This window comes from Paenibacillus xylaniclasticus (assembly GCF_004001065.1).
Lineage (GTDB): Bacteria > Bacillota > Bacilli > Paenibacillales > Paenibacillaceae > Paenibacillus_T > Paenibacillus_T xylaniclasticus.
The window spans coordinates 172,831-196,965 of the sequence record NZ_BIML01000002.1; the positions used below are offsets into that span (position 1 = coordinate 172,831).

Genomic DNA, 24,135 nt, shown 5'->3' on the forward strand with positions numbered 1-24,135 from the left:
TGATCGCCTATACTATTACATAATACATAATTCGCCATTATTCGATAAACAATCGACAAAACATTTAAACGCTGATACTCACTTTATCCTTAACATATATACTATTACTGTCATGAAGGAGTCTCATTATTATGGACAAACGTTTATCCCGAACAGAAATGCTGGTTAGCTTAGGATTTCTGTTTATGCTCGTATGCACGGTTGGCGCTTTTTTCTTTGGCGTCCGCGTCGGCTCCGACCGGGCGACGGCCAATTACGAGGTTCAGAAAGAGCTGAACAGCAAATCCGAAACAGCGACTACTTTACAGCAGCAGGACCTGGTGTCATTTTATCATACGGTATTTATGCCTTACCGTGAATTCCAATCGGAATGGATCAAAGTGATCGAGCAGGCTAATGCGAAATCAACGACCGATTTTCCAGCTGATTTGAAGCGCATGGCTTCATTGGCTCAACAACAGTACAATGAAATATCCGCCATAAAATTACCTGCATCGACTAAGCTCGCTCAATCTCAGCAGCAAATATTAAAGAGCTTGACCGAATTTCAGAACGAATCGAAAAAGCTGATAAACAGCAGCAGCGGCAAATCAGTCGCTCAACTGCTTACTGCAATGCGCAAAGATACGCTCTACAAGCAGGCTGTCGGTCATTCCCTTAACAGCCAGCAATCGTATTACGACGCCATGCTGAAATGGGCTGCCGGAATGGACTCTGATATTCCAAGCGAAATCGTTATGTCCCAAGACATGAAGACGACTGCTTGGAGCAAGCTCCCGCTCGTAGCCAAGAACAAGCTGAGCGCCGATCTGATCGCAGCAAACGGTAAGCTCGTCAACTACTATCCGCAAGATTTGTCCAGTCGAATCGATGAGTTTATCGAGTCTGGCCAAGCTGGTAAGCTGAAGCTTGTACTGGTCCGTCCAATCTCCGAACTTCTGACCGATACGAAAGCAGTACGCAATGGCGACTATAAGAGCAATATGAGCCAGTTCTATTCGAATCAAGTGCTTCCTCAGCTTCCGTTCTTCTTGCCCGGAGAATAAATGCCTCTAGCGCATCAATCATATTGAAAGCCTTGACAGGCAGCGACGGCTGCGATGCCTCCTTCTACATTCAGGAGCGATTCGTAGCCGTTGTCCTGCATATACCGGCATACCGCTTGGCTTCTCACACCATGTGCGCACATAATATATAATGTTTCATTGCGTCCTAGACCTTCCATTAACTCCGGGAACACACTCATCGGCATATGTCGAGTCCCCTCGAGATGATAATATTCCCATTCGTGAAGTTCCCGAACATCAACAATCTGTTCCGCCTTCAAGCGGCCTTCAGCCAATAAACGCAGAAGCTCTTCGGCACCAACATTCTCCCAAAGCTTCACGTCGATTCCCCCTTTCCTGCATGCAATGAATCATAACGAAAAATTCACATATCGGCAAGTTTCGGCATTGCATTCCACCTGTACGTTGCTATAAAATAGTAGACGTTATATCTTGCTGACGAATAGCTGGAATTGGACAACCATTCGTCCCGTTGCTGAAGCTCGGTATCGGGACGATGTTTTTTGCAATCGTCAGTTAGCTGTTAATCTCGTCGAATGACTCCTTAACTGGAGTTTTTCCTACATATTCATTGATTTGCATTATGTTGCAACGATTAGACAGGAGGCAATTAACGCATGTTTAAAGTGTTAGTATCGGACCCAATCAGCGATCTTGGCATTCAGAAACTAGTCGATGCCGCAGATATCTCTATCGACAAGAAGCCAGGCCTTAGCGAGGATGAGCTCGTAGCTATTATCGGCGAGTACGACGCACTTCTCGTTCGCAGTCAGACTCGTGTAACAGCACGCATTATGGACGCTGGCAAGAAGCTTAAAGTTGTCGGACGCGCTGGTGTCGGCGTTGACAACATCGATCTGGAAGCAGCGACGCAGCGCGGTATTATCGTCATCAATGCTCCGGACGGCAATACGATCACGACTTGCGAGCACACATTTGCAATGATGATGGCAGTAGCGCGTCACATTCCGCAAGCATACCTGAAGACGGTCGGCGGCGTATGGGATCGTAAATCGTTCGTCGGCGTTGAGCTGCGTAACAAAGTGCTGGGCGTATTAGGAATGGGTCGCATCGGTAGCGAAGTTGCGAAACGTGCTAAAGCATTCGGCATGGAAATTCTCGGCTACGATCCGTTCCTGACGGAAGAGCGCGCTGAGAAGATGGGCATTAAGCTTGCAACGGTCGACGAGATCGTCCGTAACGCTGATTTTATGACGGTTCATACACCGCTCACCCCTGAAACACGTCACATGATTTCGAGCAAGCAATTCGAAGTGATGAAGCCAGGCATGCGCATCGTGAACTGCGCACGCGGCGGTATTATCGACGAGCAAGCACTCGTTGAAGCAATCGACCAAGGCATCGTTGCTGGCGCTGCATTCGACGTTTTCGAGGTTGAGCCTCCTGCAGCCGATCATCCGTTCCTGAAGCATCCTAAGATTATCGTTACGCCACATCTTGGTGCATCGACGGTCGAAGCACAAGAGAACGTTGCAATCGATGTATCGGAGCAAGTGCTTCACATTCTGCGCGACGAGCCGTTTATCAATGCGGTTAACATGCCTCCAATCCCAGCTAACGTTCGTGCGGTTCTAGAGCCTTACTTCACACTCGGTGAGAAGCTCGGCAGCTTCATCGCTCAGCTTGCTGACGGCGCTGTGAATGAAATCGTCGTAAGTTACTCGGGCGAGCTTGCAGATGTCGATACGCAGCCCCTCACCCGTTATATTACTCGCGGCGTTCTGGCCCACCACCTCGGTGCAGAACAAGTTAACGTCGTTAACTCGATGCACTTGGCGAAGGAACGCAGCGTTAATATCGTCATTAACAAGTCGCATACGTCGAAGGACTTTACGAACCTTGTTACGGTAACTCTCCGTACATCCAAGGAAGAACGTACAGTATCTGGAACGCTTCTGACGGGCTACGGTCCTCGTATCGTTCAAATCGATGGCTATCCGGTGGACGTAGCGCCGGAAGGCAATCTGATCCTCGTATCGCATACGGACAAGCCTGGCATCATCGGCCGAGTTGGCACATTACTTGGCAGCAACGACGTCAACATTGCAGCGATGCAAGTAGGCCGTAAGCTGATCGGCGGAGCTGCTATTATGGTGCTGACAGTCGACAAGGTTGCTCCGAAGTCGGTGCTCGAAGAAGTTGCGAAGCTTGCAGATTTGAACAGCGCGAAAGAAATTCACCTCACTTAATCATAGCAATGAGAGGGGCAGTCTTGACAGTCAGTGGAAACTGACTGTCTGACTGCCCCTTTTTGAGCTTCATGCGCAACATTTCTGCATTTTGTGCAGGTTTTCTTTCACTCATCCTTCATAAGCACCGAAAATTTTATAGAATGTTTCACGTTGAACAAGATTTGTCCTTTTTTTTCAACAAAAAAAGCGCTCATCGTAATGAGCGCTATGACAGAGGATGATCTAAATCGACAGGCAGCAGCAGCGTAAATGTCGTCCCTTTCCCGATCTTACTGTCAACCAAAATCCGGCCATGATGACCGTCGACAATATTTTTAACAATTGCAAGCCCGAGTCCTGTACCTCCCGAAGTGCCGCGTTTGCGAGACTTGTCTGCCTTGTAGAAGCGTTCAAATATATAGGGCAGATCTTCTTCCGGAATGCCTTCCCCTTCATCTGAAATACGCAGCTCAATATGGCTAGGCTGCTTCCTATCGGAGTTCGTCTCCGCCCACTGTCCGGACAGCTTAATAATGGCTCCAGAAGGTGTATGGCGCATTGCATTGTCCATCAGATTCGTAAGCACCTGCTCTAACCGGTCCTCGTCCGCTGCCTGAACGGATAACGGCGGAGATTCCGGAAGCTCAACGACAAGCCGTATATCTCGCTCCTTCGCGAACGTTTGGAATTTACGATGAACCCGTCTGACTAGCGAATCAATGTCGCACGGCACGAGCTTAAGCTCGCTATGTCCGGCTTCCATTCGAGCAAGGTCAAGCAAATCCTTGACAAGCCTACTCATACGTACAGATTCATCATGAATAACCTGCACCAGCTCATCCCGTTCCTCCTTCGAATCCGCCAGGCCATCGAGCAATGCCTCGCTATAACCTTGAATCATTGAGAGCGGTGTACGAATTTCATGAGAGACGTTCGCAACAAAATCGCGGCGCAGCTTCTCCAGCATAAATTCCTCTGTAACGTCACGCATCACGGCAACTGCGCCTCGCACCGAATTGTTCGACTTGAGCGGAGCCATTACGACGGACCAGACCCCATTCTTCACATGTATCTTGTCGCTGCTGTCCACTCCATCCACCGTTACACGTTGATACAGCTCCCGCAGCGGGACCGGTACACGGTCCTTCTTCGATTCCGTCTCCTCGTCAACATCCGTCCATTCAAGCGCGTTCCATCGCGTCATGAGTTGTCCGCCTGGCGGATTAAACATCGTAATCCGACCTTCAGCATCAAAAGTGACGACGGCGTCGGACATGCTTCGAAGCACGCTGGACAAATGCTCTTTCTCGTGACTCAAATCTTTAATCAGCGAATCGAGATCGCCTGCCATTCGGTTAAACGCAAGAGCCAGGTCGCCGAGCTCGTCAGTCGATCGAATCGGAACACGCGTCTGATAGTTCCCCATTGAAATAGACGAAGCCGCCTTCTTCAACTCAATAAGCGGCTGCGTAATTTTAGACGAGAGGAAGAACGCGAAAAACGTTGACAATAAGAAGCCAATCACGCCGGTAAACACGAACAGCACCTTCACCTTATGGGAGGTATTGTCTTGGAAGTTGATGTCGATATACTGCAGCAGGAACATGCCGAGAATGAGCAGCACGACCGCCACGAGCATAATGATTGTCATCCACAGCTTGCCTACGACACTTCGCCATAACCAAAATTTCATCGGCTACTTCGACACCTCTAGCTTGTATCCAACGCCCCAAACCGTCGTAATCATAGATGCCGCTTCTGGTGATACTTTGTTTAGCTTCTCACGCAAACGCTTTACATGCGTATCAACCGTGCGTAAGTCTCCGAAAAACTCGTAATTCCATACATCCTTCAACAGCTCCTCACGCGAGAACACTTTATCAGGCGATACGGCCAAATAATGAAGCAGCTCATATTCCTTCGGCGTCAAGCTTACCTCATGTCCGCCAGCCGTAACCCGATGTGCGTCGTGCTCGATAATTAGATGTGGAAGAACGATATTGTTGCTTGAATTCGATTCTTTCGTTAAGAATGCGGTAGCCGAAGATCGGCGAAGAATCGCTTTAACCCGATAAATGACCTCACGCGGACTGAACGGCTTGACGACATAGTCGTCAGCGCCCGCTTCAAACCCTTGTACTCGGTTCATTTCTTCGCCTTTGGCCGTCAGCATGATGACCGGCGTCGCTTTAACCTGACGAAGCCGTGAGCATACCTCAATGCCATCGATGCCTGGGAGCATGACGTCGAGCATAATTAAATCATAATCCTTACCCGCTGCCATCCGAAGTGCCGTTTCGCCGTCCTCCGCCTCCTCAATCTGATAGCCTTCCTTTTCCAAATACATTTTCAGCAGACGGCGAATCCGTTCCTCGTCGTCTACGACCAATATGCGATGTGCTGCTTCTGACATTTGGTCACAGCCCCTTTACATAAATGATTGTGCAGCTACACGCCAGCATATGAATGCATACCGGCAATAATAAGGTTAACACCGATCAGCGTGAACCACACGATAACGAAGCCGATCACGGACAGCCATGCCGACCGAAGTCCCTGCCATCCGCGAGACAGCCGGAAATGTAAGTATACGCTATAGAATAGCCAAGTAATAAGTGCCCATACTTCTTTCGGATCCCATCCCCAGAAACGCCCCCACGCCTCATTCGCCCATATCATGGCGAAAATAAGCGCACCAAGCGTAAAGACCGGGAACCCGATCGCAATCGCACGATAACTAATTTCATCCAAGTCGTTCGGATTGACACCCTCCATATGCGGGCGAATGACAGCGCCGAGCGGCTTGCGGACGATTAGGCGAAGAATCGCATACAGCAATGAACCGGCAACAATGGACCACACGACCGTATTGAGCTTGCGGCCAGCATTCACACCCTTCATCCAAGAAGGCGTCTCGATTTGCAGCTTCTCCAAGCCGAGGAACGAATCTACAGAATCGGCATGGCTGTTATACGGCTTGAATATCGGAGGCAAGTTATATTCGACCTGTTCCGTCCGGATGATCGTCTGCCCTTGCGTATCGATGCTGATGTTCTCCTGCGTAAAATGAGCCTCATATCCTGCACCGCGGAAAGAGAACACAATGCTGATAAAACCGACGACAACGACGATAACATAGAGAGTATATTCGATCCAGCGCTGCTGCTTACGTGCTTGATTGTCTTTACGAGTATAATCGACAATTCGCAGCAAATACATCAGTCCTGCAGCGAAGCCGACCGCGAAGAATGCTTCACCGAGCGCAGCCGTCGTCACATGAATCTTGAGCCAGTATGAATCAAGCGACGGTATAAGCGGCTGTACATCTTTAGGAAATACGGATGCATAAGCGACGATGAGGACTGCAAGCGGCGTTGCGAACATGCCTAGCAGCGGCTTACGGTAAATCACATAAATAATCGTGAAAGCAAGCATGACCGCCATGGCCAGGAATGACATAAATTCATACATATTGCTTGTCGGAATCTGCCCACTGCCGTACCATCGTGTGAAGAAGAACGTCAGATGAGCGGCTAGTCCAGCCGATGAGACGATGAAGGACATTCTCCCCCAACGTGCGACGTGATGCTTTGAATTACGATTGCTCCATTTCTGTCCAGCGATCGTGATGACGTAGAAGATGAACGCCACACAATATAAAATGAAAGCAACTAAGTATGCATGACCACTGAAATCGACCCAACTCACGAATTATAACCCCCGTTATCGAGCTTTTCCTTCTCAACATCTATCTTCATCTGCGCAAGTGCCCAAGCGACATCAGAACGCATGCCAAAATGATTTTTGTTCGTATGCGCACCTAGCGACAGCACACCGTCGTCCACTCGAAGCCATATGCGACGGTGATGCCAATAGGCTCCCATGAGCAATCCGAGCATACAAATGCCAAGTCCAATCCACACATAAGTCAGCGCCCGGTCGACTCGAATGAGTAAGTAGCTCGTATAGGCGCTGTACGATACGTTCTCCATACCGTCAACCCGAATTTCAATCTTGGATGCAAGCGTTCGGTTGATCTGGTCTTGACTAAACCGTTCTTTGTCCTTCTGCAGCGGAAAGTACATATACGGCTCACCTGAAGCATCAATGCCCGGACCTTTCACTATAAAAATGAATGCAGGCGCTTTCGGATCGCGCGAAAGCGTAACCGGATCGCCTTCATCATTCAGAGCGAACTCCATATACTGTGCCTTCAACGAAAGACTGTACGGACCGACTGTAAACTCTGTCTGTGGATTTTTCATCGGAAGCTCGAAGGGACCATATACTTGTCCGCTTTGTTTATCCTCGATGACCGGCTTAACCGCTTTCAGCATAGGCTGGTCGTCATAGCCGATTTGGTATAGCTTGACGCCCTTATACGCAAGCGGGTGATTGACGGTAATATCATAATCTATCACCGGCTCCAGTACGGGTTCAATTCCCGGTTCACCGCATGATTCCACACACTCATAGAGCACAGCTTCCGTTTTGTACAGCTTCGGTCTCTCTTGATTTTTAAGACGATCTGGCAGCTCGTCCTGATCGTAATATTCGACGGTGAATTGCTCATTCTTCACATAGTAATTCGTGTTCGGTACTTGAACCGTCTCTCCGTCTCGCACAGCAATCGTTTCTTCCAGCTTCCAATCCGGAATCGTACGTGCAAGCAGTGCGAGCAGCAGAACGATGAGTCCGATATGGTTAATATATGGCCCCCAGCGGCTGAACCGATTCTTCTCGGCCAACAGTGCAGTGCCATCCGTATGTACGCGATAACGCCGACGCCTCAAGTGGCCTGCGAGCTCCTGCACCCATTGCTCGGCATTTCCTTCAATTGGACCGGTATAAACCGTCTTCTGGCGGGTAATAAACATGGGATGCTTGCGGATTTGCTGTTTGCTAAGCGCCCGATACAGCGGTAGCACACGGTCCAAGCTGCAAATGACAAGCGAGGTTCCGATCATGACAAGCAGTCCAACGAACCACCAGGAGTCATACATCGTAGATAAGCCTAGCTTGTAGTAAAGCTCGCCTCCCCAGCCATAGGTCTGCTTATAATATTCTGCCGTATTCCCCTGTGGATAGATCGTACCGATGGCAGCTCCAATCAGGGTAATAATAATAATGATGATCGCGATCTTTACTGACGAGAAGAAATTCCAGACCATATCGAGCGGATTCGGATTTCTCTTCTGCGAACGGCGCGCCATACCATCATATCGCATCTCTAGTGGCGCATTTTCAGGAATCTCGGTCTGCGGCTTGCCGCACGATTCACACAGGAGTGTGTCCGGCGGATTCTGATGGCCGCATTCGCACTTCGTATTCTGAATCAACGTACAGCCTCCTCACTAGACATAAGAGCTAGGCTTGCAGCAGCCTCTCAATTCGTTCGTCAATATCCTGCTCTGTCATCCCCCCAACGAATATGTCCATAATCGTTCCATCAGGCTTAATGAAGAACGTTGACGGGTACTGCTCCAGCCCATACCGCCGTTCAATCATACGATTCGAATCCCGAAGTATCGGATACGACAAGTCAAAATCTTTAACGAAATTGTTTACGGTCAGATCGCCTTCGCTTAAGTTTACAGCCAATATTTCGAATGGCTCGCCCTTCCATTTCTCATATTGACGCTCGAACTCCGGCATTTCTTTCACGCAGGGTGGGCAGAATGAGCCCCAGAAGTTAAGGACAACTGCTTTTCCCTTATAACCCGAAAGCTGATGCTGCTCACCTTGCAGATCAAGCAGCGTAAAATCAGGTGCAGCGCCGCCGACCTTCGGACGATCATTATCAGACGACGCAAATAACGCCTTACCGATCGCATAGCCGCCGAGCAGCAAGACGCCGAGCATGATTACGATTTGTATCGGCTTCCGATACTTACCCAATCCTATCACCTCAAGTCTATTGCAAATCCGTCGAATTCTTCCTTATTATAACGAAAATTCGACGGCATTTATAAATGCCGTCGACCTTCATTTGTGAACATTATGTGACCTTCTGCCGCCTTGTGGACCACCGCTGCGCCCCGGCTTCGAGGAAGTCCATTCCACTTGCTTGCCGCCGTTTCTTCCCGCTCTGCAGACGGCTGTCTAGATGGCGAAACTCTGCTCCTGCCGGCTTGCGTTTGCTGCTCTATACGCGGCTTGTTACGCGCTGCGTTGGGCGTAGCTGACGCTGCACGTCCTTGCGGCTTGCTGCCGCGTGCTTGGCCATTCTGAGGCGAGCTTCCCTGCTGCCGGGCTGCAGCGGAACTACGCTTCTCACTCTCAGCAATAATGGGTGCCAGCACAGACTTTGCATAGGATGCGCGCGAACGGCTTCCTGCCGGCTTCGCTGCCGGTGACAGCTTCCTGCGCGAAGACTTACGGCCGGACACTTCCGCTCTTACCTTATCCTCCGATAGATGCTTCGGCTTCGGCTTTGGCTTCCACTCCGGCTTCTTCGCCGGTTTATCCGCCGCGACGTAGCTGCTTCTACCTTCTGCCTTAGCAGCTTCGGCGCGAAGCTCCTCTACCTCTTTAGGTGTTAACGGACGCCAGCCACCACGCTTCAGATTTTGCAAGCCAAGCTCGCCGAACTTGACCCGCTTCAGCCGAGTAACCGGGTGTCCAATCGCTTCAAACATACGGCGTACCTGCCGGTTGCGACCCTCATAGATCGTAATGCGAATCGTCGATTCCTTATTGTCCGGCTCTACATCCTGATACTCCACTTCTGCCGGCGACGTCATTCCATCCTCAAGCTCAATGCCTTGTCTCAGCTGCTCCAGCTTATCGCCGTGCGGTACACCATTAACGGTTGCTAAATACGTCTTCGGAACGTGATGCTTCGGATGTGTCAGCAGATTGGCGAATTCGCCATCATTCGTCAGCAGCAGCAGCCCTTCCGTATCGTAATCAAGTCGACCGATTGGATATACCCGCTGCTCGATACCACTCAAAAAGTCAGACACGATCTTGCGTCCTTGCGGGTCCGATGCGCTTGTAATAACGCCCTTCGGCTTGTTCAGCATAATATAAAGCTTAACTTCAGATTGAATCGGCTTGCCGTCCACCGTAATGACATCCTCCTGCGGATCGGCTTTCGCCCCGAGCGTCGTCACCGGAACCCCGTTCACTTCTACTTTTCCGGCTAGAATCAGCTCTTCACATTTGCGCCTGGAGGCAATGCCCGCCTGCGCCAAAATTTTTTGTAAACGTTCCAACTTTTTCACCTCAACCTCCATATTAACTTTAAGCAGACAAAAGCACAAGTTCAGCAATCGAGTCTAATCGACCCGTTGCGACGAACTTGTGCTATTCATTAACCAAACATAATTAAGCAAACCGCGATAGATGCGGCAAAGCCGACCAGATCAGAGAACAATCCGACCTTTAGTGCATATCGGGAGCGTCGGATGCCGACAGCTCCGAAATAAACCGTAATGACATACAGTGTCGTGTCCGTGCTGCCCTGAATCGTTGACGCGATACGACCAATTAACGAATCCGGGCCATAGGTCCGAATCAAATCCGTCGTATAAGCGAGCGAGCCTGCACCTGTCAGCGGACGAAGCAGCCCAAGCGGCAGCACCTCAGCCGGAACATGCAGCAGATTTAGAAGCGGCTTGAACGCAGCTAGCATCATATCCATCGCACCAGATGCACGAAACATGCTGATCGCAACCATCATGCCGACAATATGCGGAATGATGCCAATCGCGGTGCCGAAGCCTTCCTTCGCCCCTTCGACGAACGTTTCATATACCGGCACTTTCTTAAATGCGGCATATAGAGGAATAAATACGATGAGAGCTGGAATCATCCAAACCGACAATGTCGACAGCCAATTAACCAACGGCCTCACCCTTTCCGATTCGCGGCGGTGATGCATATGGTGGCGCCGGCGGCCGCTTTACCGCTCTGCTGCGGTACCATCTGTCTGCTGCAATGGCAGCGGCAGTGGCAACCGCAGTCGCCGCAATCGTCGAGCCGACGATTTCCGCAGCGTTCGCAGATTCATACTGAAGCCTGATCGCGATTAAGGTCGTCGGGACGAGCGTAATGCTGGACGTATTCAACGCCAGCAGCGTACACATAGCTGGCGTAGCTGTACTGGGGTCCGGATTTAACTTCTGCAGCTCCTGCATCGCCTTAATCCCCATCGGAGTCGCTGCATTGCCAAGCCCGAACAAATTCGCCGCCATATTACTCATAATATAACCGAGTGCCGGATGCTGGCGCGGAACGTCAGGAAACAAGAATCGGACAGCGGGCCCCAACATTCTCGACAGGACTTGCAATAAACCTGCATCTTCTCCGATGCGCATTAATCCGAGCCAAAAGACGAGAATGCTAATTAATCCGAAGCTAACGGTTACACCCGTCTTCGCTCCGTCGAACGCCGCCTCTGTCACGATTTCCAGGCGGCCTGTCACCGCGGCCGAAACGACGCTGACAACAATCATAAACAACCATATCCAGTTGACCATTCAAGCCTCACGCTCCTCCCCCGAATAGCGCTTTGACGACGGACTGAAGCGAGTGCCGGAACGAGAAGCTTGGTGCTCGCGCGCTGATTGGTCGATCTGCAGCAGGATAGGGACGCTTCTCCTTCCACTGCAGCCGCTCGCTCCCGGATTCATAGACCGGAACAGAGCCAATTGTCTTACCATTTAGCTCCCATTCTAATATTCCACGTTCTCCTAGCAGATAACGCGTACTGCCAGGCTCTAATAATGTTAGCTTGGACCTTAACTGTGCGGCCTCACCGTCAGCAAGCGCATAACGGAACGTCCCTCCTGCAGCAAGCGGATAGCCGCTAATGGGCTGACCCTGTTTGGCGATGATCTTCAATGAATAATGCTTAAAGCCCCAATCCAGCATATTGTGATGGTCGACCCAGTCGTTCCGGTCGTTAATCGTAACGGCTGCAAGCTGCTGGCCGCCACGTGTGGCGGAGCTGACCAGACAGCGAAGCGCTGTCTTCGTATAACCGGTTTTGACGCCGTCTGCACCATCATACAACGAAAGCATTTTATTCTTATTCGTCCATTCATAATCCCATGGATCATTCGGGTTCGGTGCTTTTTTCACCCTCGTCTTCACAATTTGAGCGAACGTCGGATTGTGCAGCGCATAAGCGGTCAATTTCGCCAAGTCATTGGCCGTCGAATAATGCCCGTCCTCATCGAGACCGGACGGATTCATAAACTGCGTATTTGTAAGTCCAATCCATTCGGCCTTCTCATTCATCAGCTTGACGAACCCTTCGACTGTGCCGCCGACATGCTCAGCGATCGCCGTCGCCGCATCATTGCCCGAGCGAAGCATTAAGCCATACAGCATATCTTCCAGCTTCATAACTTCTCCTGCGCGTAAGTAGATAGAAGAGCCTTCTTTGCCGGCAGCGCGAACGCTCACCTTCACTTTATCGTTAAGATCACCATGTTCGATTGCGACGATCGCGGTCATAATTTTGGTCAGACTGGCAATGCGCATCGGCTCGTCCCCATTTTTCGTATACAAAATCCGACCCGACGCTACATCGATCAATGCCGCGCCCTTCGCATGCGTACTAATCGATGCAAGCTTCACAGCAGACGTTGCAGCCGCTGGGCGAACAGCGAAAGCACCGGATAGCAGCATAAGCGCAGTAACGGCCAACGATAGCCGCCTAATGCGCAGACGGCGCAGCGATAACAAGCTCATGCTCATATACCCTCCCACAACGCTTAGGTGTAATTTGCCTGCTTGTACAGCTTATGCCCATTGACCGTTCTTTATGCTTAAGCCACTCCTCAGCTTGCAATTGTTTAAAGCCACTTCGATTATGACCGATTTATTGCATAAAGAAGCGGCCTTTAAGTCCAACGAATTATTGGACCAAGACCGCCGCTTTCCCTTGTATGATGTAATCAAACAAAAGGGATTCAGAATAGTAGTTATCTATTAAATAATTGGGTCGCTAACAGCTTCGTTCGATTGCTCCTTCTTCAGCATCCCTTGAATTCGATCAATGACGTGAGGTGCGGAATCAATGACCCGCTCAATCAGATGCGTGTTATTATCAAGCGGTACAACCTTTACTCCATGCGAGCCAACGACAAGAAATGCAATAGGCGTAATCGAGACACCGCCGCCGCTGCCGCCGCCGAACGGACTTTGCACCGATGCTGTCTGACCTTCATGCGGCGTAGACGATTGTGAGCTGTTGCTTGAACCATCGAACTTGATATCGCTCCCGCCGGCAACAAAACCGAAGCCGACTTTTGATATAGGCATAATCACGCTGCCGTCAGGGGTCTGTACAGGGTCTCCGACAATAGTGTTAACATCTACCATTTCTTTAATATTTTCCATTGCGGTCTGCATAAGACCTTCAATCGGGTGATTCGTCATAACTGCTCCTCCTTAAGTGCGATATAGATAAGAACTACCGTATGCTTTTTGTATTGTGCGCACTTAAGGACAGAGTATGTATATGATCATTTGTCATGTTCTGAGATCAACAAAAAGGAACCATCTAGAAAACGATGTTTCCTTGAATGGTTCCTCTATGTAGCCAAATCAAGTGGTAGGTCTGAAATATCCTTCAATCTTTTCCCATCGATCATTATGTTTAACATCGCAAGTGCATCTTCTTCCCCACAGTTCTCAACAGCTGTCTTTAGCTCCTCGAGAGCAAAATGATAGACGCAATCGATATCACCAGTGCCTAAAGAAATTGACGCAAGTCTGCTTGGCAATGGTTCAGCTGTTACTACCACAATATGTGGAAGGTGACCTTTACGATTACGAATTAAGTTAAGAGCCTCTGCTCGACTGTTTTGACTTCTGTCTGAACGAATAGTCCATTTGGAGGATATACTGGCATGTAATAACGGCTTTCCTCCGTTACGTTCGCGTATTGATGCGCGCCTTCCAATAGTATCATCTACAATCGCTTTTTCGAAATTTATTATTTCATCACTTAGTAGTTTTTGAAAAATGATTACATCAGGTGTTATGGTGTAGTCATTCCCCATAGCCGCCGCTAAATCAGGGTTCAATTTTGCCGCATTATTTAGTGCGGTTAGATGAGCATATTGCTCAAATTCAGCAATTGCACTTCTATTGCGATTGCCGATTTTCTTAATTTCCCAATTACCAGGACGAATATGCTCTAACGACATAAAGGTTTTTCGAAGAAATTCAGCATTAATTGCTTCAAATTCACTTCCGCTTGTTTGTCCAGCAAGCCGCTCTCCAGTTTCCGATTGCAATATATCAGCAATACCTTTAGCTATACGTACCGATAATTTACTATCTTTATCAGCATTCGAAGGAACACCACTGGCATTAACAGTTAATATTGTTCTTAACAAAGAGGCATGATAGTCCCTTCGAGCTTCAGCAATCAGTGAATTTACGGTCATAGTCCCTGTATCCTTTTAAAATTTGCTATTATACTTGCCTCTATGCACTTCTTAATCTCAGCGCCGACTGCACTAGCGACTGGAGGAGGAAAAGCATTGCCAATTTGTCTGTATTCTGCTGTCTTCTTACCAGTAAACTCCCAATAATCAGGAAAACCTTGTATGCGGGCTACCATTCTATTTGTTAGTCTTGGAAATCCAATGAAGTTAGGCTCAGGAGCTTCGTTTGCAATGCCTGCACCATCCACTGCCAAAGACGCCCAAGCACGCTTTGCGCGTGTTGGTCCTAAATCAGGACCACCGTGTTTTTTTGAACCGCCAACGATTGTTGGCGCAATACTATTTGCCCATTCTTTCCAACGCTCAGCGAGCAGCCAGCCGTTTGCCCCCATTAAATCATAAAGGGTCTCTCCAACAGTAAGAGGACGCTTATTAAACGCTTTAGGCCAAGTAAAATTATGAGCTAAGTCACTTCTAACGGCTACAAAAATAACTCTTGGTCGAAGCTGGGGTACTCCGAAGTCTGAAGCATGAATCAGCTTCCATTCGGCAGTGTAGCCTAGCTTTCTTAGACTTTCTATAACATTATTTCTATAATCATCAAAGACTTTATCAAGCATACCTCTTACATTTTCTAACATAACGGCCTTGGGTCTGATTTCATCGACCAATCGAAATGCTTCAGGGAATAAGTCACGTTCATCATTCGCACCAAGTTGTTTACCTGCTATTGAAAAAGGAGGGCATGGTACTCCCCCAGCTAATAAATCAACTCCCTTATATGGGATTCCCGAGAATTGACGAAGATCACCTTCTATGACGTTCCACTCGGGTCGGTTTAATCTAAGAGTTGCACATGCTGGAGGTTCTATTTCTACAAGCGCTGTGTGTTCAAACCCCGCTAATTCAAGCCCTAGAGCTTGTCCCCCAGCTCCTGCACAAATTTCTACAGAATGCATACTAACTCTCCTTACCATCATCATGTAGTTAATAGTATAAAGGAATACTAGCCGTTCCACAACATATTCCTACACAAATATAGAAACGTATGTTCCTGTATTTGTGTAGGAATATGTTTGGTAAAAATCAAAAAATATAAAAAAGCGCTGGGATACCAGCACATCACCTCATCAAACTTATAGGTTTTCACTCCGCTCTATTCATTGATGACCTTCGCCGCCAATCGCCCTGCACTGCCAGTCCCCGCACGCAGCTTGCGTATGCCAAGCACGAGCCTTACACCAGCCATGCCCGCAGCTCCCAGACGAATATGCGCAACGAGTCTGAAACGGGATTCTATACACATTTGATTATAAGCAGGCGTGACCTCCAGCATGGGCTGGGTGCACAGATGAACGATTTGCGAGGCAACGCCTGCAGCTGTCGTTTTGATCGACCAGAACATACCGGTTACCATCGCTGTCCACATCGCATCGTCCGTTCCAACTACTGTCGCCCATTTCAATTCATGAACATACACTTTTTTCAACACTTGCTTCGCCAAACCAGCAGCGCCTTCGATTTGCTTAATGATTCGATTAAATCGATTGATGATCCCAACGACTCTTTCTGCGTTCAGCTGCTCCTCTTTCTCCTCGTGTCCACTCTGGTTATCCGACTCGCTTCGAAGCTTGATGCCGCGGCTCGTCCATTCCATCACTGGCATCCGCCATTTGAGACGGACCAGCCCATACAACGCTTTAATATGAATCTCTAAGTCGTCGTTCAAATTTATTTTTTTCATCTCTACTGTTGCAACGATTCGCGATCTCCACAGCAGCACTCCGAGCACAATAAAAAAAAAGCCTGCCGCGGTCATCCATATCCAACTGTGCGGAACATCCGCCATTCGCGGTTCCTCCTCCGTTCCTTCACTGGGAAGCTTACACTTAGTTGGTTATAGTATGACCCGGCAGGGCATTCTCATTCGACTGCCTTCTAAGCCTTCTAATCGTCGTCGCTCTCTTCCGTCCCAGCTGATTCCTCAGGGAACGATGGAATGGGCGGGATTGGAGGCAGCTCGTCGAACGTCATTTGACGCCCGTCGTATTTCTCGAACAGCATGTTCGTTCCTTCATCCAAATCTTCCGCCGAAACGTTCGCAGGCTCCGGCAACGCGCTTAATGAAGAAAGTCCAAAATAATCAAGGAAAGCCTTCGTCGTACCGTACAGAATCGGCCGTCCGATCGCTTCAGCACGACCAACCTCCTCGATCAGATCCTTAGACACGAGCGATTGAATTGCTCGATCGCTCTTCACGCCGCGAATTTCTTCAATCTCGACGCGTGTAATGGGCTGCTTATAAGCGATAATCGACAGCGTCTCAAGCGCCGCCTGCGACAGGCTGGAGCGAGACGGTGAATACGCCATCCGTTCAAAATACGGCGCATGCTCAGGATGCGTCGTCATCCTATAGGCGCCCGCAACCTCGGTAATCTGAACACCTCTTGCTTCCCGTTTCAGATCGCATTTAAGCTCGTAGACAAGCTCACCGGCAAGATCAGTGTCGACCTGCAAAACCTCAGCCAGTTGCTTGGCGTTCAAGCCGTCCTCTCCCGCCATGAATAGCAAGCCTTCAATAATCGATTTGTAGCTCTGATAGTCCATTGAACGTCGATTCTCCTCTCCAATGAATGACGATGTCGTCGAACGATTGATGCTGATGGCACCTTATATGCTTCATCTTCATCAGCTCCAATATCGCAAGAAACGTGACGACGATTTCGTGTCGATCCATATTTTGCCGGATGAGCTTCGAGAATCGAACGGTTTCATACTGCCTGAGCACCTCAACAATGTCGCGGATTCGGTCCTTCACCGAAATTTCGTCCCGACGAACGGTTGCAACGACGTTGCGGCGCGCCGCTTTGCGCAGCGCCTTCTGGAAGGCCCGCACCAAATCCGAGACATGCAGCCCTTCAACCGGATTGGACGGCTGCTCCTTCATATACGGAGTTAAATCCTCCGGCTCTTTCGCGAAAACTAGGCTGCGGGCGAACTCCTTATCGCGAAGCTCGGCCGCAATCAGCTTGTACTTCCGGTACTCCAACAGCCGTTGGATAAGCTCCTCGTGTGGGTCCGGCCCGTCGTCCTGCCACTCATCGAATTCGTCCAGCTCAATGACAGGCGGCTTCGGAAGCAGCTGCTTGCTCTTGATCGACAGCAAAGTTGCAGCCATGACTAGAAACTCGCTCGTCACCTCAAGCTCCAGCTCCTGCATCGCATGCAAATAGTCCATATATTGATCGGTTATCTCGCTGATGGATACTTCGTGGATGTCGATCTCAGCCTTGTCAATCAAGTGCAGCAGCAGATCGAGCGGTCCTTCGAACGATTCCAGCTTATACGTCATCGTCACGGCGTTGTCCTCCCGGCTATTAGTCGGTTATCGTCCATCCGGAGAACGAGAAGGCTCTCCGAAAGCTACGCCATTAGCCCCGCAGTTGACGCGTCAAATTCGCCATCTCGATCGCCGAAGCCGCCGCCTCATAGCCTTTGTTGCCTGCCTTGGTGCCTGCGCGCTCGATCGCCTGCTCGATCGAATCGGTCGTCAGCACACCGAAAATAGTCGGTACGCCTGTCTTAAGCGCCGTTGCCGCAACGCCTTTAGCTGCTTCGTTGCAGACGTAATCAAAGTGAGGCGTTGAACCGCGAATAACAGCACCAAGTGTAATTACAGCATCATATTTGCCGCTCTCGGCCATCTTCTGCGCCGCGAACGGAATTTCGAATGCACCCGGCACCCATGCCACTTCAATCTCGGAATCTTCCGCGCCGTGACGTTTCAGTGCATCGAGTGCGCCGGATAGCAGCTTAGTCGTAATAAACTCGTTAAAACGCCCGACGACAATACCATATTTTAATCCTTGCGATACTAAATGTCCTTCGTAATGTTTCATGGTCACTCTTCCTTCCATCTATCCAATAGTAGTGGTTCATGAACGACGCCTTAGCGCCGAAGCCATCGGCTTAAGTAAGCTTGTTAAGCGGAACCCTCTCCACGACTTCCAGTCCGTAGCCTTCAAGCCCTTTAATTTTACGCGGATTGTTCGTCAGCAGCTTCATTTGGCGGATGCCAAGATCCTTCAAAATTTGAGCCCCGATTCCATATTCCCGCAAATCCGGATAAAATCCAACCTTCTTATTCGCCTCAGCAGTGTCGAATCCCTGCTCCTGAAGCTGATAAGATTTCAGTTTGCTTAGAATACCTGCTCCTCGGCCATCTTGGCGCATATATAACAGCACGCCGCGGCCGGCTTTCTCAATCTGACGCAAAGCCGCTTCGAGATGAGCACTGCAGTTACAGCGCTTGGAATGGAACACATCGCCGGTCAAGCATTCCGAATGAACGCGCACCAGCGTCGGTTCATCCGGCGTTATCGAGCCCTTCACGAAGGCAAGATGCTCCTTCCCGTCGATCTGGCTCACATAGCCGAACACCGTAAAGTCACCGTATTCGGTCGGCATGCTCACCTCGACCGCCCGCTCGATCAGACGCTCCTTCTCATTCCGATACTTAATCATATTCTCGATCGAGATCAGCTTCAATCCATGCTTGCGCTTAAACTCGACAAGATCGGACAACCGAGCCATCGTACCGTCCTCTTTAATAATTTCGCAAATGACCGAGGAAGGCTTCGCTCCGCACATGCGGGCAAGATCGATCGCTGCCTCGGTGTGACCAGCGCGCCGCAGCACACCGCCATCCTTGGCGATCAACGGGAAAATATGCCCTGGCCGACGAAAATGCTCCGGCTTCGCCTCCGGATCGATCAAAGCTTTCACCGTCTGCGATCGCTCATAGGCCGAGATGCCGGTCGAGGTCGAAATATGATCGACGGATACTGTAAATGCTGTGCCATGATAGTCGGTATTGTGATTAACCATTGGCGGCAAATTAAGTTCTGCAGCCCGCTCAGCAGTCAAAGGCACACAGACTAAACCCCGAGCTTCCGAAATCATGAAGTTAATGACTTCCGGCGTCGCTTTCTCTGTCAGCACAATCAGATCGCCTTCATTCTCGCGGTCTTCATCGTCAACGACGATAATCGGCTTGCCGAGAATCAAATCGGCGATTGCTTCTTCGATTGAGTCAAAAATGACCTCATCATCGCCTGCGGTCTGAGAAACCGTCTTAGCATGCTCCATCATCGCTATTCCTCCTACCCATCTGTCTATAACTTAGAAATTACATAAATCCGTTATCAGCCAAAAACGAAGCCGTAACCCCGCTGCTCTTATGCTTCGTATAGTTTGGCGAAGCCGACGATGTGCGATAATTCAACAGATGATCAACGTACTTGCCAATAATATCCGCTTCCAAATTCACGGTATCGCCCGGCTGCTTATCGTTAAGCGCCGTCTGCGCCAATGTATGTGGAATAATCGAAACCGCGAACGAGCCGACCTCTGCACGAATGACGGTTAAGCTAATGCCGTCGATCGTAATAGAGCCTTTAGGAATGATATATTTAGCGAATGCCTCCACGTCCTCCGTTCGAATCGCGAAAACAACGGCATTTGCATCGACAGTCCGGGATTCGATGACGCCTACACCGTCAATATGGCCTTGTACGATATGACCTCCAAAGCGGCCGCCCGCCGCCATTGCCCGTTCCAAATTCACCTTCGAGCCCGGCTTCAAATCTTTCAAGTTAGAGTGGCGAAACGTCTGCGGCATGACATCTGCTAGAAACGTTCCCCGTGTAAATGAAGTAACCGTCAAACAAACGCCGTTCACCGCGATGCTGTCGCCGACGGCTGCTCCCTCCAGCACGCGGCTCGCTTCAATCGTCAGCACCATCGCTTCCCCTGCTCGGGATACACTCTTCAATCTGCCTACTTCTTCAATCAATCCTGTGAACAATACGACCCGCTCCTTTCCTTACGGCTTGAACCGGTTCGATGGATAACCGACAATTGCGATATCGTCGCCGTGCTGCTCATATGAGACGTCCTCTAGCACAATCGCGTCCGCCATTTTATCGAACCCTGCGAATTCGAACGCAGAAGGCGCTGCCGCCCCGCCTCCAATCAGCTTGGGAGCAATGAATAGCGTAATCTTGTCGACTAGCCCTGACTCCAGCATCGCGCCATTGAGCCGACCGCCGCCTTCAAGCAGAATGGATGCGATCTCACGCTCGCCGAGTAGACGCATCGCAACAGCCAAATCAACATGCGGTCCCTCGCCGCATTCAATCACTTCGATGCCTGCCTTAAGGAGTGCATCGCGCTTACCGAGGCTGGCTCCAGCTGTCGTTAGAACAATCGTCGGCGAGATTTTATCCGTCACCACACGCGCATCCAAAGGAATGCGCAGGTTGGAATCGACTATAATACGAATCGGATGAAGCGCCGGTACAGACAGCCGCGTCGTCAACTCCGGATTGTCTGCCAGCAGCGTTCCAATACCAACCATAATGCCGTCGTGCCGATGGCGCATCGTATGAACCGCTTCTCGAGAAGACGGTCCAGATATCCAGCGGCTGTCGCCAGTTCGAGCTGCTACTTTGCCGTCGAGCGTCGATGCGGATTTGAGCGTTACATACGGCTGCCGCGTCACAATATATTTGTTAAATGCTTCGTTCATCAAACGGGACTGCTGCTCCAGTAAGCCGACCGTCACCTCGATGCCTGCTTCGCGCAGCTTGGCAGCCCCGCTGCCAGAAACTTGCGGATTCGGGTCCAATGCCGCGATCACAACACGCGCTACCTTCGCATCGATCAGCCGGTCGCTGCATGGCGGCGTCAATTTGCGGTAATGGCTGCATGGCTCGAGCGTCACATAGGCCGTCGCCCCTTCTGCCTCCTCACCGGCCATACGAAGCGCATTCGCTTCCGCATGTCCTTCGCCGCGCTTCAAATGGGCGCCGAGTCCGACAATCCGTCCGTCCTTCACTAAGACGCAGCCGACTACCGGATTAATGCTCGTCTGTCCGCTTGCGCTTTCAGCCATCTGAAGAGCAAGTCGCATATAAAATTCATCGTTCATAATGACGCTCACAGCAAAAACCCCCCAACCGGCTGACTGCCGACGGGGGGATGGGTCACGTGCGCTTGTCGCGCATCCGCTCATGAAAAATGTGAAAGCCATTCAATCATACGTATACGCATATAGAGGGTCGATTGAAAACCGCGCCTTCAATTAAGCGCAGCAACGGACCCCGCAACGAATTCGTACTCGTTGAATGCGTTCCCCTTCTCCCATCCAGACTATACTGTCGGTCCTGGAATTACACCAGGTCCACCGAAGCCTCCCTACGCTTATGCCGCGAAAGGACTGCGAGGCTTCGGGTCACGGACTGACGTTCGGAAGCTAGCTCCGCACGAACGGTAGCATTGAACACTTCCGAGCGATCACCGCCGGTTCGGAATTTCACCGTACCCCGAAGGAAAGTCGCCTATATTCGAATCCATAAAATCAATAACATCATGCTTCGAACTATACCACCATGCCCAGCATTTTGCAAGGCCGACTGACGGTTTTCGCATGTTGCAAGCGCGAAAGCCGCGGACGGATCTCCGACGTATCGTCGGAACCGCCCGCGGCTTCCTTCCTGCATTATACTTCTACAACTTCGACTTTCTCCATCTTGTCGCGGCCCTGGAATGCATCTACATGTTCCATGCCTTCAACCACTTTGCCGAAGACCGTATGAACACCGTCCAAATGCGGCTGTGGCTTGTAGCAGATGTAGAACTGGCTGCCGCCTGTGTTACGTCCAGCGTGAGCCATTGCAAGCGTTCCGCGCTCATGCTTATTCGGGTTAATCTCACAGTTGATCGTGTAGCCTGGTCCGCCCGTGCCGGTGCCATGAGGGCAGCCGCCTTGTGCAACAAAGCCTGGAATGACACGGTGGAATACGAGACCATTATAGAAGCCTTCATTCGCAAGCTTCTCGAAGTTCGCTACCGTGTTCGGAGCGTCTTTCTCGAATAGATCAATCTTAACGACTGCTCCGTTCGCTAGCGTGATGTGTGCTTGTTTAGCCATTATCGTCCAACTCCCTTATACGCGTATGCAGCGATGGCTATTAACAAACCGTTATACCGTCGTCTTGCGCAGACGTTGTGGAATGACATCGTTAGCGACGATGTCTTCCAACGATTCGCGTTTAACGGCCAAAGATGCTTCACCGTCTTTGACGAATACGACAGCCGGACGACGAATCCGGTTGTAATTGCTCGCCATTGCGTAATTATACGCTCCCGTGCAGAATACAGCAAGCAAATCACCGCTTTGGGACTTCGGAAGCTCCAGATCCCAGATGAGCATGTCACCGCTCTCGCAGCATTTGCCCGCAACGGATACCGTCTCCTCATTCGCTTCATTCGCACGGTTCGCCAGAACAGCTTCGTATTTCGAGCCGTACAGCGCAGGGCGCGGGTTATCCGTCATGCCGCCGTCAACGGCAATATATTTGCGAACGCCAGGAATTTCTTTATGCGTGCCGATTGTATACAACGTCGTACCAGCATCGCCGACCATACTGCGGCCCGGCTCGATCCAAATTTCCGGCGTTGCATAGTTCGCTGCCGAGAAGTTCGAAATAATTGCGTCTGCGATCGCATTAACGTAAGTCGACAGCGGAAGCGGCTTGTCGCCTTCAACATAACGGATACCGAAGCCGCCGCCCACGTTAATAACCGAGAATGTCTTGCCGAGCTCGTCGCGTACTTGTACGGCGAACTTCGCAACCTTGTCAACCGCCATCCCGAAGCCTTCAACCTCGAAAATTTGCGAACCAATGTGCGAATGAACGCCTAACAGATTAAGGTTCGCCAGCTTCAGTATCTCTTCAACAGCACGCATTGCCGTTCCGTTACCGAGATCGAAGCCGAACTTAGAATCTTGCTGGCCTGTCGAAATGTAATCGTGCGTATGCGCCTCAACGCCTGGCGTGATGCGAAGCAGTACGTTAGCCGTCTTGCCCTTGTCCGCAGCAAGCGCGTTCAGCAGAGCCATCTCTGTGAAGTTGTCAACAACAAAGCATCCGATGCCTGCGTCGAGCGCCATGTTAATTTCTTCCGGCGTCTTGTTATTACCATGGAAATGAATACGTTCTACAGGGAAGCCTGCTTGCAGCGCCGTGTAAAGCTCGCCGTCCGACACAACGTCTAGCGACAGTCCTTCCTGTTCCGCAATAGCACACATCGCCATAACACTAAATGCTTTACTTGCATAAGCAACCTGGAATTTCAATCCTGTCGCTTTGAAAGCTTCTACAAATTCGCGTGCGCGTTGGCGGACAAGCGCTTCGTCGACAATATACAGCGGCGTACCGAACTCTTGTGCTAGATCCGTTACGTCGCAGCCTCCGATCTCTAGATGACCTTTATCATTAATCTTGCTCGTTCCGTGCAAAAACATGAACAATACCCCTCCGATTAAAAGACAAAAATTATAGGTTAAACAAGTGCATTTGTACCCAATGGCAACAGTATACCGTAAACCTTGTAACGGAGAAA

23 protein-coding genes, 1 pseudogene and 1 riboswitch are annotated in these 24,135 nt (G+C 50.2%); of the genes and pseudogenes, 2 read left to right on the forward strand and 22 right to left on the reverse strand.

Going from position 1 to position 24,135, the window contains the following annotated elements:
* Nucleotides 1–131 precede the first annotated feature (131 nt).
* Nucleotides 132–1,046 (forward strand): hypothetical protein, encoded by a 915-nt coding sequence (locus tag PXY01_RS02625; RefSeq protein ID WP_127567005.1) that lies wholly within the window; start codon nt 132–134, stop codon nt 1,044–1,046.
* Nucleotides 1,047–1,060: 14 nt separating this feature from the next.
* On the opposite strand, the gene PXY01_RS02630 is transcribed toward PXY01_RS02625, so the two are convergent.
* A complete protein-coding gene (locus tag PXY01_RS02630; RefSeq protein WP_127567007.1) occupies nt 1,061–1,387 on the reverse strand; it encodes a rhodanese-like domain-containing protein in 327 nt (108 codons plus the stop codon).
* Nucleotides 1,388–1,684: 297 nt separating this feature from the next.
* On the opposite strand from PXY01_RS02630, the gene serA reads away from it, so the two are divergent.
* Nucleotides 1,685–3,277 (forward strand): phosphoglycerate dehydrogenase, encoded by a 1,593-nt coding sequence (gene serA / locus PXY01_RS02635; RefSeq protein ID WP_127567009.1) that lies wholly within the window; start codon nt 1,685–1,687, stop codon nt 3,275–3,277.
* A gap of 208 nt (nt 3,278–3,485) precedes the next feature.
* Here serA and PXY01_RS02640 read toward each other — a convergent pair whose 3' ends face one another.
* From PXY01_RS02640 to lysA, 21 genes and pseudogenes are all read right to left on the reverse strand, one after another.
* Complete coding sequence (locus tag PXY01_RS02640; protein ID WP_127567011.1) at nt 3,486–4,952, reverse strand: ATP-binding protein; 1,467 nt, start codon at nt 4,950–4,952, stop codon at nt 3,486–3,488.
* Between the two features lie 3 nt (nt 4,953–4,955).
* Nucleotides 4,956–5,672, reverse strand: coding sequence for a response regulator transcription factor (locus tag PXY01_RS02645; protein WP_127567013.1), 717 nt, complete (start codon nt 5,670–5,672; stop codon nt 4,956–4,958).
* 35 nt (nt 5,673–5,707) lie between these two features.
* On the reverse strand, nt 5,708–6,967 hold the full coding sequence (gene ccsA / locus PXY01_RS02650; RefSeq protein WP_127567015.1) for a cytochrome c biogenesis protein CcsA: 1,260 nt from the start codon (nt 6,965–6,967) through the stop codon (nt 5,708–5,710).
* The gene (locus PXY01_RS02655; protein ID WP_127567017.1) at nt 6,964–8,598 is read right to left on the reverse strand and encodes a cytochrome c biogenesis protein ResB; all 1,635 of its coding nucleotides are present in this window, start codon (nt 8,596–8,598) and stop codon (nt 6,964–6,966) included. Before PXY01_RS02655 ends, ccsA begins: the two co-directional genes overlap by 4 nt.
* A gap of 28 nt (nt 8,599–8,626) precedes the next feature.
* Nucleotides 8,627–9,157 carry a redoxin domain-containing protein gene (locus PXY01_RS02660; RefSeq protein WP_127567019.1) on the reverse strand — a complete coding sequence of 177 codons (531 nt, stop codon included), beginning with the start codon at nt 9,155–9,157 and terminating at the stop codon, nt 8,627–8,629.
* Nucleotides 9,158–9,774: 617 nt separating this feature from the next.
* Nucleotides 9,775–10,476 (reverse strand): annotated as a pseudogene (locus PXY01_RS22695) (pseudouridine synthase); the annotation flags it as partial.
* A gap of 98 nt (nt 10,477–10,574) precedes the next feature.
* Nucleotides 10,575–11,075 carry a spore maturation protein gene (locus tag PXY01_RS02670; RefSeq protein ID WP_373864272.1) on the reverse strand — a complete coding sequence of 167 codons (501 nt, stop codon included), beginning with the start codon at nt 11,073–11,075 and terminating at the stop codon, nt 10,575–10,577.
* A gap of 25 nt (nt 11,076–11,100) precedes the next feature.
* Entirely contained in the window at nt 11,101–11,742 is a 642-nt protein-coding gene (locus PXY01_RS02675; protein ID WP_127567025.1) for a nucleoside recognition domain-containing protein, read from the reverse strand.
* A gap of 7 nt (nt 11,743–11,749) precedes the next feature.
* Nucleotides 11,750–12,961, reverse strand: a complete 1,212-nt coding sequence (locus tag PXY01_RS02680; protein ID WP_127567027.1) for a D-alanyl-D-alanine carboxypeptidase family protein — start codon at nt 12,959–12,961, stop codon at nt 11,750–11,752.
* 240 nt (nt 12,962–13,201) lie between these two features.
* Nucleotides 13,202–13,651 (reverse strand): GerW family sporulation protein, encoded by a 450-nt coding sequence (ytfJ, locus tag PXY01_RS02685; protein WP_127567029.1) that lies wholly within the window; start codon nt 13,649–13,651, stop codon nt 13,202–13,204.
* A gap of 155 nt (nt 13,652–13,806) precedes the next feature.
* The gene (locus PXY01_RS02690; RefSeq protein WP_127567031.1) at nt 13,807–14,667 is read right to left on the reverse strand and encodes an NgoMIV family type II restriction endonuclease; all 861 of its coding nucleotides are present in this window, start codon (nt 14,665–14,667) and stop codon (nt 13,807–13,809) included.
* Nucleotides 14,664–15,626, reverse strand: a complete 963-nt coding sequence (locus PXY01_RS02695) for a DNA cytosine methyltransferase (RefSeq protein ID WP_218028203.1) — start codon at nt 15,624–15,626, stop codon at nt 14,664–14,666. The genes PXY01_RS02690 and PXY01_RS02695 overlap by 4 nt, the downstream gene beginning before the upstream one ends.
* A gap of 197 nt (nt 15,627–15,823) precedes the next feature.
* On the reverse strand, nt 15,824–16,516 hold the full coding sequence (locus PXY01_RS02700) for a DUF2953 domain-containing protein (RefSeq protein WP_127567033.1): 693 nt from the start codon (nt 16,514–16,516) through the stop codon (nt 15,824–15,826).
* Nucleotides 16,517–16,614: 98 nt separating this feature from the next.
* Complete coding sequence (gene scpB, locus PXY01_RS02705) at nt 16,615–17,274, reverse strand: SMC-Scp complex subunit ScpB (RefSeq protein ID WP_127567035.1); 660 nt, start codon at nt 17,272–17,274, stop codon at nt 16,615–16,617.
* Nucleotides 17,243–18,025, reverse strand: coding sequence for a segregation and condensation protein A (locus PXY01_RS02710; protein WP_127567037.1), 783 nt, complete (start codon nt 18,023–18,025; stop codon nt 17,243–17,245). Before PXY01_RS02710 ends, scpB begins: the two co-directional genes overlap by 32 nt.
* Before the next feature lie 73 nt (nt 18,026–18,098).
* Nucleotides 18,099–18,566, reverse strand: coding sequence for a 6,7-dimethyl-8-ribityllumazine synthase (gene ribH, locus PXY01_RS02715; protein WP_127567039.1), 468 nt, complete (start codon nt 18,564–18,566; stop codon nt 18,099–18,101).
* 70 nt (nt 18,567–18,636) lie between these two features.
* Nucleotides 18,637–19,818: a bifunctional 3,4-dihydroxy-2-butanone-4-phosphate synthase/GTP cyclohydrolase II gene (locus PXY01_RS02720; RefSeq protein WP_281277867.1), complete on the reverse strand. Its 1,182-nt coding sequence runs from the start codon at nt 19,816–19,818 to the stop codon at nt 18,637–18,639.
* 37 nt (nt 19,819–19,855) lie between these two features.
* Complete coding sequence (ribE, locus tag PXY01_RS02725; RefSeq protein WP_127567041.1) at nt 19,856–20,533, reverse strand: riboflavin synthase; 678 nt, start codon at nt 20,531–20,533, stop codon at nt 19,856–19,858.
* An 18-nt stretch (nt 20,534–20,551) separates the two neighbouring features.
* Complete coding sequence (ribD, locus tag PXY01_RS02730; protein ID WP_127567364.1) at nt 20,552–21,658, reverse strand: bifunctional diaminohydroxyphosphoribosylaminopyrimidine deaminase/5-amino-6-(5-phosphoribosylamino)uracil reductase RibD; 1,107 nt, start codon at nt 21,656–21,658, stop codon at nt 20,552–20,554.
* A gap of 200 nt (nt 21,659–21,858) precedes the next feature.
* A riboswitch (FMN riboswitch) is annotated at nt 21,859–22,064 on the reverse strand.
* A gap of 164 nt (nt 22,065–22,228) precedes the next feature.
* The gene (locus PXY01_RS02735; RefSeq protein ID WP_127567043.1) at nt 22,229–22,660 is read right to left on the reverse strand and encodes a peptidylprolyl isomerase; all 432 of its coding nucleotides are present in this window, start codon (nt 22,658–22,660) and stop codon (nt 22,229–22,231) included.
* A gap of 51 nt (nt 22,661–22,711) precedes the next feature.
* Nucleotides 22,712–24,037 carry a diaminopimelate decarboxylase gene (lysA, locus tag PXY01_RS02740; protein WP_127567045.1) on the reverse strand — a complete coding sequence of 442 codons (1,326 nt, stop codon included), beginning with the start codon at nt 24,035–24,037 and terminating at the stop codon, nt 22,712–22,714.
* Between the last annotated feature and the right edge of the window lie 98 nt (nt 24,038–24,135).

Bases quoted from the DNA above. Each gene is read 5' to 3' on its own strand.
- PXY01_RS02640 (WP_127567011.1), bottom strand. From the start codon at position 4,952: ATGAAATTTTGGTTATGGCGAAGTGTCGTAGGCAAGCTGTGGATGACA.
- PXY01_RS02735 (WP_127567043.1), bottom strand. From the start codon at position 22,660: ATGGCTAAACAAGCACACATCACGCTAGCGAACGGAGCAGTCGTTAAG.
- PXY01_RS02625 (WP_127567005.1), top strand. From the start codon at position 132: ATGGACAAACGTTTATCCCGAACAGAAATGCTGGTTAGCTTAGGATTT.
- ytfJ (WP_127567029.1), bottom strand. From the start codon at position 13,651: ATGACGAATCACCCGATTGAAGGTCTTATGCAGACCGCAATGGAAAAT.
- PXY01_RS02695 (WP_218028203.1), bottom strand. From the start codon at position 15,626: ATGCATTCTGTAGAAATTTGTGCAGGAGCTGGGGGACAAGCTCTAGGG.
- ribD (WP_127567364.1), bottom strand. From the start codon at position 21,658: ATGAACGATGAATTTTATATGCGACTTGCTCTTCAGATGGCTGAAAGC.
- PXY01_RS02670 (WP_373864272.1), bottom strand. From the start codon at position 11,075: ATGATTCCAGCTCTCATCGTATTTATTCCTCTATATGCCGCATTTAAG.
- PXY01_RS02690 (WP_127567031.1), bottom strand. From the start codon at position 14,667: ATGACCGTAAATTCACTGATTGCTGAAGCTCGAAGGGACTATCATGCC.
- lysA (WP_127567045.1), bottom strand. From the start codon at position 24,037: ATGTTTTTGCACGGAACGAGCAAGATTAATGATAAAGGTCATCTAGAG.
- PXY01_RS02700 (WP_127567033.1), bottom strand. From the start codon at position 16,516: ATGGCGGATGTTCCGCACAGTTGGATATGGATGACCGCGGCAGGCTTT.
- scpB (WP_127567035.1), bottom strand. From the start codon at position 17,274: ATGGACTATCAGAGCTACAAATCGATTATTGAAGGCTTGCTATTCATG.
- PXY01_RS02680 (WP_127567027.1), bottom strand. From the start codon at position 12,961: ATGAGCTTGTTATCGCTGCGCCGTCTGCGCATTAGGCGGCTATCGTTG.
- serA (WP_127567009.1), top strand. From the start codon at position 1,685: ATGTTTAAAGTGTTAGTATCGGACCCAATCAGCGATCTTGGCATTCAG.
- PXY01_RS02675 (WP_127567025.1), bottom strand. From the start codon at position 11,742: ATGGTCAACTGGATATGGTTGTTTATGATTGTTGTCAGCGTCGTTTCG.
- PXY01_RS02645 (WP_127567013.1), bottom strand. From the start codon at position 5,672: ATGTCAGAAGCAGCACATCGCATATTGGTCGTAGACGACGAGGAACGG.
- ribH (WP_127567039.1), bottom strand. From the start codon at position 18,566: ATGAAACATTACGAAGGACATTTAGTATCGCAAGGATTAAAATATGGT.
- PXY01_RS02720 (WP_281277867.1), bottom strand. From the start codon at position 19,818: ATGATGGAGCATGCTAAGACGGTTTCTCAGACCGCAGGCGATGATGAG.